Source organism: Kluyvera intermedia (genome assembly GCF_021440345.1).
Classification (GTDB): Bacteria; Pseudomonadota; Gammaproteobacteria; order Enterobacterales; family Enterobacteriaceae; genus Kluyvera; species Kluyvera intermedia_A.
The window spans coordinates 108,088-121,747 of the sequence record NZ_JAKCNS010000006.1; the positions used below are offsets into that span (position 1 = coordinate 108,088).

The 13,660-nt window shown below is 58.3% G+C and carries 8 protein-coding genes; 4 read left to right on the forward strand and 4 right to left on the reverse strand.

What is annotated here, in order from left to right:
* Positions 1 to 191: 191 nt before the first annotated feature.
* The gene (locus LZ634_RS01695) at positions 192 to 956 is read right to left on the reverse strand and encodes an SDR family NAD(P)-dependent oxidoreductase (RefSeq protein WP_234502004.1); all 765 of its coding nucleotides are present in this window, start codon (positions 954 to 956) and stop codon (positions 192 to 194) included.
* A 165-nt stretch (positions 957 to 1,121) separates the two neighbouring features.
* On the opposite strand from LZ634_RS01695, the gene LZ634_RS01700 reads away from it, so the two are divergent.
* On the forward strand, positions 1,122 to 2,456 hold the full coding sequence (locus tag LZ634_RS01700; RefSeq protein ID WP_234502005.1) for an aspartate aminotransferase family protein: 1,335 nt from the start codon (positions 1,122 to 1,124) through the stop codon (positions 2,454 to 2,456).
* Between the two features lie 786 nt (positions 2,457 to 3,242).
* Here LZ634_RS01700 and LZ634_RS01705 read toward each other — a convergent pair.
* The 3 genes from LZ634_RS01705 to LZ634_RS01715 all read right to left on the reverse strand — a co-directional run bounded on the left by LZ634_RS01705 (position 3,243) and on the right by LZ634_RS01715 (position 7,929).
* On the reverse strand, positions 3,243 to 4,805 hold the full coding sequence (locus LZ634_RS01705; protein WP_234502006.1) for an AbgT family transporter: 1,563 nt from the start codon (positions 4,803 to 4,805) through the stop codon (positions 3,243 to 3,245).
* A gap of 192 nt (positions 4,806 to 4,997) precedes the next feature.
* Complete coding sequence (gene entD / locus LZ634_RS01710) at positions 4,998 to 5,621, reverse strand: enterobactin synthase subunit EntD (RefSeq protein ID WP_234502007.1); 624 nt, start codon at positions 5,619 to 5,621, stop codon at positions 4,998 to 5,000.
* A gap of 49 nt (positions 5,622 to 5,670) precedes the next feature.
* Positions 5,671 to 7,929, reverse strand: a complete 2,259-nt coding sequence (locus LZ634_RS01715) for a TonB-dependent siderophore receptor (RefSeq protein WP_234502008.1) — start codon at positions 7,927 to 7,929, stop codon at positions 5,671 to 5,673.
* A gap of 318 nt (positions 7,930 to 8,247) precedes the next feature.
* On the opposite strand from LZ634_RS01715, the gene fes reads away from it, so the two are divergent.
* Genes fes through entF form a run of 3 tightly spaced genes read left to right on the forward strand, consistent with a single transcriptional unit; the run spans position 8,248 to position 13,556 of the window.
* Positions 8,248 to 9,462: an enterochelin esterase gene (gene fes, locus LZ634_RS01720; RefSeq protein ID WP_414467723.1), complete on the forward strand. Its 1,215-nt coding sequence runs from the start codon at positions 8,248 to 8,250 to the stop codon at positions 9,460 to 9,462.
* Between the two features lie 15 nt (positions 9,463 to 9,477).
* Positions 9,478 to 9,696, forward strand: a complete 219-nt coding sequence (locus LZ634_RS01725; protein WP_234502009.1) for an MbtH family protein — start codon at positions 9,478 to 9,480, stop codon at positions 9,694 to 9,696.
* Positions 9,693 to 13,556 (forward strand): enterobactin non-ribosomal peptide synthetase EntF, encoded by a 3,864-nt coding sequence (entF, locus tag LZ634_RS01730; protein WP_234502010.1) that lies wholly within the window; start codon positions 9,693 to 9,695, stop codon positions 13,554 to 13,556. The genes LZ634_RS01725 and entF overlap by 4 nt, the downstream gene beginning before the upstream one ends.
* Positions 13,557 to 13,660 lie beyond the last annotated feature (104 nt).

Below are 13,660 nucleotides of genomic sequence, written 5' to 3' on the forward strand. Positions count from 1 at the left end.
CACCCCGGCCCTCTCCCNNCCCCCCCCCCCCCGCCCCCCCCCCGGGATGGGAGAGGGAGTATGGCGAACCTCACCGTTATCAATTGAAAAAGGCCGTCAGGCCTGGACTCCAGACTTAGTAAACCACGCCGAACTGTCCCCTCTCCCCTTTGGGGAGAGGGTTAGGGTGAGGGGATGTGTTCGCGGCAAACTCAATCCCTATCAATCGCAAACGGCTGCCAGGCCTGGCGTACCGGCATCACTTCAACACGGTTAATATTCATATGGTCCGGCAGCATAGCGATATAAAACATCTGCTCGGCGATATCGAGTGCCGACAGCGGCGTCGTGCCGCGATAGAGCGCGTCTGAAGCGGCCTGGTCGCCTTTGGTGCGCACCAGCGTGAACTCCGTTTCGGCAATCCCCGGCGCGAGATCGGTCACGCGCACGCCGGTACCTAACAGATCGCAGCGCAGGTTATAGCTAAACTGCTTCACAAACGCTTTGCTTGCGCCGTAGACGTGGCTGCCCGGATAGGGCCACTGTCCGGCAATAGAACCGATATTAATGATGCTGGCCCCGGCACCGTGGCGAATCAGCGTCGGCAACAGAGCGTGGGTGACGTTCACCAGGCCGGTGACGTTAGTATCAATCATGGTATGCCAGTCGGTCAGATCCACCTTTTGCGCCGGCTGCGGCGCGAGCGCCAGACCGGCGTTGTTGATAAGCGCAGTCACATCGGCAAATTCCGCAGGCAGCGCGGCGACGGCAGCCGCTACCGCATCGCTATCCCGCACGTCCAGCTCCATCACATGTACCGGCACCAATGACGCCAGCTCGGCTTGTAAGGCCTGAAGGCGAGCCAGCCGGCGGCCGCTCAGCACCAGCGCCCAACCGGCGCGGGCAAACACATGCGCCGCCGCTTCGCCAAAGCCGGAGGTCGCTCCGGTAATAAACACCACATTACGCTTTTCCATTTTGCTCTCCTGTGCAGGTTATTCAGCTCACTATAAAAACCGTGGACGCACCTGCCGAGGGACAGTCTGTTGATGGCGATGTGACACCGGTGTCACGGCGGCAAGGCTACACTGGCTCTATCACTTTCTTTTTCGCCGACGACATGATGAGTCACAGCCAACGGTATGCGAGGAATGACCATGACAGAGTTGAATAACAAAACGGTTCGCCAGCTGGACAGAGAGTATGTTTTTCATTCCTGGACGATGCAGGGCACTCTAAACCCGCTGGTGATCGCCGGGGCAAAAGGCTGTGAACTATGGGATTACGAGGGGAAAACCTATCTCGATTTCAGCAGCCAGCTGGTGAACGTCAACCTGGGATATCAGCACCCGAAAGTGCTGGCAGCGATGAAAGCCCAGTTGGAATCATTGGTGACGATAGCCCCAGCCACGGCGAACCTGGCGCGCGGCGAGGCGGCTAAGCGCATTATTGACCTGGCTCCGGAAGGGTTTAGCAAAGTGTTCTTCACCAACGCCGGAGCCGATGCTAACGAGAATGCCATTCGTATGGCGCGCCTGTATACCGGGCGCGATAAGGTGCTGTCGGCCTACCGCTCCTATCACGGCAACACCGGCAGCGCGATTGCCGCCACCGGCGACTGGCGCCGGGTGCCAAACGAATATTCGCGCGGCCATGTGCACTTCTTTAACCCGTATCTTTACCGCAGCGAATTTAATGCGACCACCGAGCAGGAAGAGTGTGCCCGCGCGCTGGCGCATCTGCGGCGGATGATCGAGTGCGAAGGCCCGGCATCGATCGCGGCGATTTTGCTGGAGTCGATCCCCGGTACCGCCGGGATTCTGGTGCCGCCTGATGGCTATATGAAGGGCGTGCGGGCACTGGCGGATGAGTTTGGCATTATCCTGATCCTTGATGAAGTGATGGCCGGCTTTGGCCGCACCGGCAGCTGGTTTGCCTTTGAGCAAGATGGGATCGTGCCAGATCTGATCACCTTCGCCAAAGGCGTTAACGCCGGATATGTGCCAGCGGGCGGGGTGATCATCAGCGAGGCGATTGCCCACTATTTTGACGATCACTTCTTTGCCGGTGGGTTGACCTATTCGGGCCATCCGCTGGCGATGGCGGCAATTGTCGCGACGCTGGATACCATGAAAGAGGAGCGAATTGTCGAGAACGCCGCGAGTATCGGTAACGGTGTGCTGCGCCAGGGGCTGGAGGCGCTGGCGGCATCGTCACCGCTGGTCGGCCAGGTGCGCGGTCGCGGGGTATTCCAGGCGCTGGAGCTGGTCAGCGATCGGGCGAAGAAAACGCCGCTGGCGGCAGGGGATATGGCGGAAATTAAAGGGGCGCTAACTGAAGCCGGGCTGCTGAGTTTTGTGGTGGAGAACCGTATTCACGTGGTGCCGCCGTGTACTATCACCGCGGAGCAGGTGCAAAAAGGGCTGGGGATTTTGCACGGCGTGTTGGGGAATTTTGCCCATCTGGCGAAGTCGTGATGGGCAAATGCCCGATTAATAATCATGCTGGTCAGTTAAGGGGGATTACGTTTAGCTTCTCAGCTGGTTGCGCTCCTTGTTCATCACATGCCCTATAACCTGAATGGCGCAAGGAGCGCGCGGGGGGCGGCCAATCGCCGCCGCCCCCTGCACCCCCGCGCTCTGGCGGCAGAATCGCCGCTTCGCGGTTCCCTCAGCTTATGCCTTCCGGCTTTCGGGTCGGGCGCGAGGTAACATCCCTGTAAAACCGCGCCCTCAGCCCACATCCCTGTGGGCTGCCCCGGCCTCCAGGCAACGCCTCGGCGATTCAGACGCCACCTAAAGTCGCTGCAAGTTTTCAGCTAAAAGCCAACGCCAATATCGCTGCAACTTTCCAGCTAAAAAAACGCCAATATTGCTGAAACCGATGAGTCCCCGCTTGAAATCGGTGAGCCGGAGAATGGAGGACAAGGTCAGGCCGCCTGGGATGGCGGACTGAGGCGAACCGAGACAGGAGGTCGAGTTTCGCCGTGCCGCAGGCTGGAGTTCGGAGGCGAACGCAGTGCGAAGCACCGATTTCGCTGCGGGGCCGCGGGGATTGCAAAGGGGGGCGCGGCGCCCCCCTTAGCCCGTTCACGGGTGCAGTGGGTTTCATGTTCTACAAAACATCAAGTGAACGGAATCGTGCACTCAACTGCCAAACACAAAGTGAACGGAATACCGCACTCAACAGCCAAACAGTTTCATGTTCTGCCAAACATCAAGTGAGCGTAATTTTACGTCTTGCTTACCCGCATTACGGCAATATCAGCTCGGACTCCAGGTATACGGAGCCGCCACGCCCAGCGGTAAACCTACGCCCCACCACACCAGCAGCAGAATGCTCCACGCCACGAAGAAGGCGATGGAGTACGGCATCATCATCGACACCAGCGTACCGACCCCGGCGCCTTTCACGTAGCGCTGGCAGTAGATAACGATCAGCGGGAAGAAGACCATCAGCGGCGTGATGATGTTGGTGCAGGAGTCTCCGATACGGAAAGCCGCTTGGGTCAGCTCCGGGGAGATCCCAACCGCCATCAGCATTGGCACCATAATTGGCGACAGCAGCGCCCATTTTGCCGACGCGGAGCCAATCAGCAGGTTCACCACTGCGGTCAACACAATCATGCCGATAATCGTGGCCTGGCCCGGCAGCTCCAGTGCTTTCAGACCGTCAGCGCCCATTAAGGCAAACAGCGTGCCGATGTTGGAGTCGCTGAACGCTTTGATAAACATGGCGCAGAAGAAGGCCATCACCATGTACGACCCCATCTTACTCATGGAATCATTCATTGAGCCGATCACGTCTTTACCGGTTTTAAAAGTGCCGGAGGCGAAGCCGTAGACGATACCCGGCAGGATAAAGATCAGGAAAATCAGCGGCACGATGGATTTCATAATCGGTGCGCTGTAGGAAGTTAATGAACCGTCGGTACCGCGCAGCATGGAACCTTCTGGCCAGGCGGCAGCGGCCAACGCCGCCAGACCCAACAGCATCACCAGCAAGGCGCGAGTAAAGGCGCGACTCTCCTGTGGAGTCACGTTGGACATATCTTCATCGTGCTTAAAATCGCCATCGATGGCCATCTTACTGACGCGTGGCTCGACGATACGCTCGGTGACCCACCAGCCGACCAGCGTAATGATGATTGATGAGGCGATACCAAAGAACAGGTTACACAGGGTATTGACGGTATAACTGCTGTCCAGCAACTGGGCCGCGGCTTGGGTAAAACCCTGCAGCAGCGCATCGTTACCGGTTGGCACCATGTTGGCGGCAAAACCGCCGGAGACGCCGGAGAACGCAGCCGCAATCCCCACCAGCGGGTGACGTCCGGCAGACATAAAGATAATGGCGCCCAGCGGAATAACCAGCACGTAGCCAGCATCGGCAGCCACGTGGCTGAACATGGCGACAAAAATCAGCATTGGCGTCAGCAGTTTTTTCGGCGTCACGCGCAGCATCTTTTTTAGCGCCACGTTGATAAAGCCGGAGCTTTCGGCCACGCCAACCCCCAGCATCGCCACCAGCACGATACCCAGCGGCGCAAAGCCGGTGAAGGTGGTGACCATATTCGCCAGCGTATTGGTTAACGCCTCGGCGGAGAGCAGGTTGTTAACTTTGACCGCTTCCTGGGTCATCGGGTTGATAACGTCGAAGGTCATCATCGACAGCACTGCCGATAGCCCCATCACCGCCAGTAAAAAGTAGAAAAAGATAATCGCTGGCTCAGGCAGACGGTTGCCCGCTTTTTCGATGGCGTTCAGGAAACCGCTCATCAAGCGGCTTTCGCTCACTTCAGTCCGTGTCCGTGTTTGCGTATTCATTCGATTCCTTAACTCATAACAATTGTTTCATTGTTTGTGTGAATGTTTCGAATGAATAATAGGGGTAATTACGGAGGGAAACTATATTTTTATGGCTGATAAAACTGACGAAAACCACATTTATTAATTATTTATTCTGGCAATCAGTTTATAGCTGGTTGTTGATTCGGTATTTTCGATTTCCGGTCATATTTATGGCTGATGGTACAGCGTCAGAACGCTGTGAGGTTCGATAGCGAACCAGCTCAAGCGAGCGGTCAGCGAGATGGCAGGGATGAGCATAGTGATATCTTGTTCATCAAGATGAAGCGCTATTGCATCATGAAAATGGACTAATGAGGGATGACGTTCCGCCAGCGCTTTATAGAGGCTCTCTTTGGCGGAAAACGTGAGGGTTAACGCCAGCGGGAAGGGCAGCGGGCTTGTGCGAAGCATGCTGAGTTCGTCATCGGTGGCGACTTCACGAGCCAGAGTTTCTGCAAGCTGGAGAGTAAAAACGTCTTCAATATCGATCCCGACGGGCGTTGTGGATACTATCGCCACCGCCGTATTTCCACAGTGGCTGATGCTTCCGTAAAGCCCCGCAGGCCATAGCGGCTGACGACGCTCGCCAATACCCGGCACGCCTTTTTCACCGAATGCGCGCAGCGCATGCACGGCGGCAATGCGTCCGGCGAGATGCTCGGTCTGGCGCTTTTTACCTGATTTTGCCAGTTGGGCGTGATGCGGTAGCCACAGCAGATCGCCTGGGGTAAAGGTGTCGGGCTTAAAATCGATGCGCTGAATGGCGTTGAGGGTGCGGTGATGAGTAAGCATGTGGCTCCTGAAGAACCCTCTCCCGGGCGGGAGAGGGAAATACAGCTTATCAGAAGTGAGTGTTAACGCTCATATACCAGGTACGGCCTGGTTCGTTGTAGGTGTTCGCACCTGCACCGGCCATATAAGCACCCGTTTTGGTATCGCTCACGGTCTGGGCATTACCCTCACGCCACAGACGTTTGTCGAAGACGTTATCCACGCCGCCGGTCAGGCTAAGGTTTTTGTTCACATCCCAGGTCGCGCTCAGACCAACGATGCTATACGGGCTGACTTCGCTGGTGGACGAACCAGTCACCGGTTTACCCTGGTAATCATATTTCTTCGGCTGCTGTTTGCCGTACCAGGTGAAGGTCGATTGCAGAGAAACATCCTGATGTACCTGCCAGCTCAGCGTTGAGTTCAGCGTGTACTCCGGAATAATCGACAGACGTTCGCCGGTCTCTTTGTTCTTACTCTGCAGCATGTAGGTGATGTTGTTGGTCCAGTTAACGGTCTCGCTAACCGGTACGTTCAACGTCCCTTCCAGGCCCTCAACCACCGCCTTAGGAATGTTTTCCCACTGATAGATATCAGTTTTGGTTGTACCACTGGTGATACGGTAAAGTGGTGTAGTACCTGCTTCAATCTTGTTGCGGTAATCGTTGCGGAACCAGGTTACACCAGCCAACCAGCCATCACGCTTGAATTCCAGACCAATTTCTTTGTTGATGCTGGTTTCTGCTTTCAGATCATCGTTACCCAGCATATAGCAGCCGATATTGCTGGCAGCACCGGTCGCGAAGCAGCCCTGGCCTTTACTGTACAGGATGTAGTTCGGGTTGGTTTGGTACAGGCTTGGTGCTTTATACGCTCTCGCGATGCCCATTTTCAGCGTGAAATCGTCACCCAGCCCTTGAGACAGGTTCAGGGACGGGCTCCAGTTATCGCCAACGACGCTGTGGTGATCGAAGCGCAGCGCAGGCGTCAGCATGGTGCTGTCGGTCACTTCCATATTGTTCTCGGCGAACAGTGAGAAGATCTCTGCCTGAGAATATGGGCTGCGGGTATCCGTGCTGTAACCTGGGATATTCCCACCCATGAAGGTTTGCGAGTTTGAACTGGAATCCTTCATACGCTGCTGGTTCCACTCGGTACCCAGCGTCAGGTTCTGATTAACCCACAGCTCAAATGGAATGCTGATTTCACTGTGCAGCATCACGTCTGCCAGATCGGTATCGCTGAACTGGTTGCTGTTGAACAACCCTTCCAGACCACCGGCCAAGCCTTCGCCCAGACGAGAGTTACGGGTATGTTCGTACTGCGCCCAGTTGCTGGTGGTGATGCCGTTATCCCAGCCGCCGTTCCAGGTCAGCGCGTAGTTCTGGCGGTACATACGGTTAGTCTCTTTACCGTAGTATTTTTTCACCAGGCCATTGGTTTTGTTATCGTTGTTGGTATTTTGCGTATCGCCCGCATACAGGTTGCCCTGGCGGCTGTAGCCCGCTTCGAATTCCAGCGACTGCATTGGCGCGAAGTCCCAGCGCACCTGGCCATTAATATCCTTGTTTTCAACGCCTTCACGACCGGCTGGCATGGTGTCGGAGTATGCACCGGTACGTTCAGACTGATGGCCCTGGTTGATATCCCACGCGTCGGCCTGGGTTTTATCAAGGTTGCCGTACAGACGGAAGCTGAAGTCCCCGCCCAGCGGGCCGTTCAGGCTAAAGTTGGTACGCTTGGTAGAGCCTTCTTCTTTGTGCTCCGGCGCGTTCAGGTAGGTATTCCATGAACCGTGCCACTCATCGCCACCTTTTTTGGTGATGATGTTGACCACGCCGCCCGCCGCGCCGTTACCGTAACGGGCAGCGGCTGGGCCACGCAGGACTTCAATACGTTCAATCATTTCCGGCGGCACCCAGCCGGTATCACCACGGGTATCACGCTCGCCGCGCCAGCCCTGGCGGACCGAGTTGCGGCTGGTGACCGGCTTGCCGTCGATCAGAATCAGGGTGTTTTCCGGGCCCATACCGCGAATATCGATCTGGCGGTTGTTCCCGCGCTGGCCGCTGGTGGAGTTACCGGTCAGGTTAACGCCCGGCATGGTACGGATGATTTCAGAAACGTCGCGCGCCGGCGGGCGCTTGCGAATTTCATCGGCGGTGATAGTTGAAACGCCCGGAGCCTGCAGGTTCTGCTCGGCGGCGGTGACAACCATGGTTTCCCCGTCAGCGTCTTTGGTGGTGGTCTCAGCAGCAAAAGCCGGAGCCGCGACGCCATAAATACCCAAGTTGACCAGGAAGGCCAGGGATTTGATTTTATTATTCATTGTGTGTCCTGCTTTTCGTCGCCGTATGCTGTGTGTATCCATTCCCAAGGGGGACGCTACGACGTGGTTATATGCATACCCGTCATACTTCACGCTGCAGGTGCGTTGGCTGCGCTCGCTCACCCCCGTCACGAACTTATGTCCGTTTCTGGGGATTCGCTCTCTGGCCGCCTTCCTGCAGCGCGAATGATTTAGGGTCTTAAGCATGTGAAAGTTGCGCGCCAATACGCTATTGCAAATGCAAATGGTTATCAATAATATTATCAATAATTTTTCATGTGTAACAAGAAATTCCACAATAAACATGAGGTTAACGTGGTGGGAAAGTTAGTGACAGGAAGTGACGCATGGTGGATGACGGTAAAAGGTCCGCAATATGAACAGGTTAGCGATAATTACCAGGTGACTTTTTGGTGGCGTGACCCGGCTGGAAACGAAACCACATCGCCCATTCAGCGGGTCTGGATTTACATTACCGGCGTCACCGACCACCATCACAACTCCGCCCCGCAGACCCTACAACGTATTCCTCACACCGATGCCTGGTGCTGGACAACAACGCTGCCGCCAACCTGGCGCGGCAGCTACTGTTTTGTCCCTTCCGAACGCGACGACGATTTTTCCCCGGACATTTTCACCGCTGATGAACCCGACCGCATGCTGCTGCGTGAGGGCTGGCGCAAGCTGCTGCCGCGTGCGATTGCCGATCCTTTGAATTCGCAAAGCTGGAAAGGCGGGCGCGGGCATGCGGTTTCGGCATTTGAACTGCCGCAGGCGCCTGAACAACCCGGCTGGTCAACGCCAGCCGCCGAATGGCCTGAACCGCAGTGCATGACCTGGCGCAGCGAGCGGCTGGGCAATCAGCGCCGGGTATGGGTGTTTTGCACCGGCGAATCGTTTGACGGCGAACGTCCGCTGGCCGTGCTGCTGGACGGGCAGTTCTGGGCCGAAAGCATGCCGGTCTGGCCGGCGCTTAGCGCACTGACTGAAACGCAAAAACTCCCTCCGGCGGTCTACCTGCTGATCGATGTTATCGACAATGCGCATCGCAGCCAGGAGCTGCCGTGCAACGCGGATTTCTGGCTGGCGGTACAGCAGGAGCTGCTGCCGCAGGTGCGGGCGATTGCACCATTTAGCGACAGCGCTGAGCGCACGGTGGTGGCGGGGCAGAGCTTTGGCGGCCTGTCGGCGATGTATGCCGGCCTCCACTGGCCGCAGCGTTTTGGCTGCGTACTGAGCCAATCAGGATCTTACTGGTGGCCGCACCGCGGTGGGCGACAAACCGGCGAAATCCAGGAACAGCTACAACGTGGTGAGCTCAACCCTCAGGGCCTGCGGATCGTGCTGGAAGCCGGAGTTCGTGAACCGATTATTTTCCGCGCCAATCAGGCGCTTTTGGCCCAATTACAGCACATGCAGCAGCCCGTTTTCTGGCGTCAGGTTGACGGCGGACATGATGCGCTTTGCTGGCGCGGCGGGCTTACCGCCGGGCTGATGACGCTCTGGAATAACCAGGCCGCAAAGCCGGATTAACGACAGGAGTTTGGTATGCAAGTCAGTAACCCCTTCGATGTGGCGCAAGGGCAGTTTTATCTTCTGCAAAACCCCCAGCAGCAGTTTAGCCTTTGGCCGCAGCAGTGCACGCTGCCCGCTGGCTGGACGGTGATTTGCGATCCGCAGCCGCTTGAGGCATGCAACGCCTGGTTGTCGGCCAACTGGAATACGCTCCTTCCCGAGAATTTTGCCAGCGTAGGAGAGACCGCATGAGCGCCCGTTTACCGCTGACCGCCGCACAACCGGGGATCTGGATGGCTGAAGCCCTCTCAACGCTGCCTAACGCCTGGAGCGTGGCGCACTACGTTGAACTGAAAGGGGATATTGACGGCGAACTGCTGGCACGCGCCATCGCCGCCGGGATGATGCAGGCCGACACGCTGCGCCTGCGTTTTACTGAAGATAACGGCGACGTCTGGCAGTGGGTGGACGAAAGCGCGGTCATTGCTGAACCGTCGATTTTTGACCTGCGCCATCAGGCCGACCCGCAGCAGGCCGCGCTCACGCAAATGCAGGCCGATCTGGCACAGAACAGCCGCGTAGACAGCGGCAATCCGCTGTTCTGTCACCAGCTTTTCCAGGTGGGAGACAACCGCTGGTTCTGGTATCAGCGCTATCATCACCTGTTGGTTGATGGCTTTAGCTTCCCGGCAATCACCCGCCAGATAAGCCTGATTTACCAGGCCTGGCAGCAAGGCGACGCGACGCCAGAATCGGTATTCACGCCGTTCGCCGAGGTGGTTGAGGAGTATCAACGCTATCGCGACAGCGAGGCCTGCCAGCGCGATAAGGCCTTCTGGGCCGAACAGCGAAAAGCGCTGCCTTCTCCGGCCTCGCTATCCCCCGCACCGCTGCCGGGGCGCGCGGAGAGTACGGCAATCTGGCGTCTGAAACTCACCGCTGACCGCCGCGCATTTTCCCGTCTGAGCGCCGCTGCGCCGCAGTGTCAGCCCGCCGATCTGGCGCTGGCCTTAGCCGCGCTGTGGCTGGGCCGTCTGTGCGGGCGCAGCGAATATGCCGCCGGATTTATCTTTATGCGCCGCATGGGTTCTGCCGCGCTGACGGCTACCGGGCCGGTACTAAACGTGCTGCCGCTGGCGGTGACATTGAACGGCCAGGAGACGCTGGCAGAACTGGCCACGCGCCTTTCCGGCCAACTGAAGAAAATGCGTCGCCATCAGCGTTATGATGCCGAACAAATCGTCCGTGATGCCGGGAAAGCCGCCGGAGACGAGGCGCTATTTGGCCCGGTATTTAACGTTAAAATGTTTGATTATCGCCTCGGTTTCGACGACGTTGACTTCGTGACGCACACGCTGGCTACCGGCCCGGTCAACGATCTGGAACTGGCGCTGTTCCCGGATGAAAACGGTGGATTATCGCTGGAAATCCTCGCCAATCAGCAGCGTTATGATAAAGCGATATTGCAGCAACATATCGCCCGTTTGTCCGCACTTTTGCAGCAGTTCGCCGACAATCCAGCACTTCACTGCGCTGATGCTGAATTGGTATCGGAGGCGGAATATCAGCGCCTGGCGCAAATCAACGCCACCGAGAAAGTGCTGCCATCGGCAACGCTAAGTTCGCTGGTGGCCGCGCAGGCGCTGAAAACGCCGGACGCCGTGGCGCTGGTTGATACACAGTATCGCTTTACCTACCGCGAAATGCGCCAGCAGGTGATTGCGCTGGCTAACGTGCTGCGTCAGCGCGGCGTTAAACCCGGTGACAGCGTCGCCGTGGCGCTCCCTCGGTCGGTCTTCCTGACCCTGGCCCTGCACGCGATTGTTGAAGCCGGCGCTGCCTGGCTGCCGCTGGATACCGGTTATCCGGACGATCGTTTGCAGATGATGCTGGAAGATGCGCGCCCTTCGCTGCTGATCACCGCCGACGACCAGTTGCACCGCTTCCCGAATATCGAAAGCCTGTGTCTGAACGCGCCATTGCCTGCGAGCGACGCGTCGCCGCTGAATCTGGCGAAGCCTGAACTGACGGCCTACATCATCTTTACCTCTGGCTCAACCGGACGCCCGAAAGGGGTGATGGTGGGGCATGAGGCCATCGTCAATCGCCTGCTGTGGATGCAGGACCACTATCCGCTCACCGCCGACGACGTGGTGGCGCAGAAAACGCCGTGCAGCTTTGATGTCTCGGTGTGGGAGTTCTGGTGGCCGTTTATCACCGGCGCAAGCCTGGTGATGGCGGAGCCGGAAGCGCACCGTGACCCGCTGGCGATGCAGCGTTTCTTTGCTGACTATGGCGTCACCACGACCCACTTTGTGCCTTCGATGCTGGCGGCGTTTGTGGCCTCGCTGACGCCGGAAACGGCCGCGTGCTGTCGTTCGCTCAAACAGGTGTTCTGTAGCGGTGAAGCGCTGCCAACCGGGCTGTGCCGCGAGTGGGAACAATTAACCCACGCGCCGCTGCATAACCTGTATGGGCCGACGGAAGCGGCGGTGGACGTGAGCTGGTACCCGGCCTACGGCGAGGCGCTGGCGGCGGTTACCGGCAACAGCGTGCCAATTGGCTTCCCGGTGTGGAATACCGGGCTGCGCATCCTGGATGCGATGATGCGCCCGGTGCCGTTTGGCGTGGCAGGCGATCTGTATCTGACCGGCATTCAGCTGGCGCAAGGCTATCTGGGCCGTCCGGATCTGACCGCCAGCCGCTTTATTGCCGATCCGTTCACCCCAGGCAAACGCATGTATCGCACCGGCGACGTTGCGCGCTGGCTGGACAACGGTGCGGTGGAGTATTTAGGCCGCAGCGACGATCAGCTGAAGATCCGCGGCCAGCGCATTGAGCTGGGCGAAATTGACCGGGTGATGCAAACGCTGCCGGACGTCGAGCAGGCGGTGACCCATGCCTGCGTGATTAATCAGGCGGCGGCTACCGGCGGCGATGCACGCCAGCTGGTGGGCTATGTGGTGTCCGCTTCCGGGCTACCGCTGGAGACCGATACACTGCTGGCGCGCCTGCGCGAACAATTGCCGCCGCATATGGTGCCGGTGGTGCTGCTGCAGCTGAGCGCGCTGCCGCTTAGCGCCAACGGGAAGCTTGATCGCAAAGCGTTACCGCTGCCGTCGTTGACGCAGAAAACCGCGGGCCGCGCTGTGCAATCAGCCACGGAAATTCTGGTTGCATCGGCGTTTAGCGAACTGCTGGGCTGTGAGATTAACGATATTGACGCCGATTTCTTTGCCCTTGGCGGCCATTCGCTGCTGGCGATGCGGCTGGCGGCAATGCTGAGCCGCAGCGCAGCCCGCCGGGTTACGCCGGGGCAGGTGATGGTGTCATCGACGGTGGGTAAACTCAGTGCCTTGCTGGATACCTGGGACGATGAGCAGGCGCAGCGCCTGGGCTATGAGCCGCTGCTGCCGCTGCGCAGCGGGACGGGGCCGACGCTGTTCTGCTTCCATCCGGCGTCCGGCTTCGCCTGGCAGTTCAGCGTATTGTCACGCTACCTGTCGCCGCGCTGGTCAATTACCGGTATTCAGTCGCCGCGTCCGCAGGGGCCGATGCAGACCGCCGCGACGCTGGATGAGGTTTGCGAGCATCATCTGGCGACGCTACGCCAGCAGCAGCCGCACGGGCCGTATTATCTGTTGGGCTATTCGCTGGGCGGTACGCTGGCGCAGGGTATTGCGGCGCGTCTGCGTCAGCAGGGCGAAGAGGTGGCGTTCCTGGGGCTGTTGGATACCTGGCCGCCGGAAACGCAAAACTGGGCGGAAAAAGAGGCCAATGGTCTCGATCCGGCAGTATTAGCGGAGATTGACCGCGAACGTGAGGCGTTCCTTGCCGCGCAGCAGGGGCAGGCTTCCGGCGAGCTGTTTACCGCCATTGAAGGTAACTACGCCGATGCGGTTCGCCTGCTTACCACCGCACATAGCGCACAGTTTGACGGTAAGGCGACGCTGTTTGTCGCCGAGAAAACGCGTCAGGCCGATCCGCAGGTAGCCTGGGGGCCATGGGTGGGAGAACTGGAGGTTTACAGCCAGAACTGCGCGCACGTAGACATCATCACGCCAGCGGCATTTGAAGCGATTGGTCCGGTGATCCGCGAGATTCTGGGGTAGGTTCGTTGCTGTGAGCGGGTGAGGTACCGTGTAGTAACCCTCACCCCAACCCTCTCCCTTAAAAAGGGAGAGGGGGCAGACTGAGCCTGAACTTAAGCAAGTAG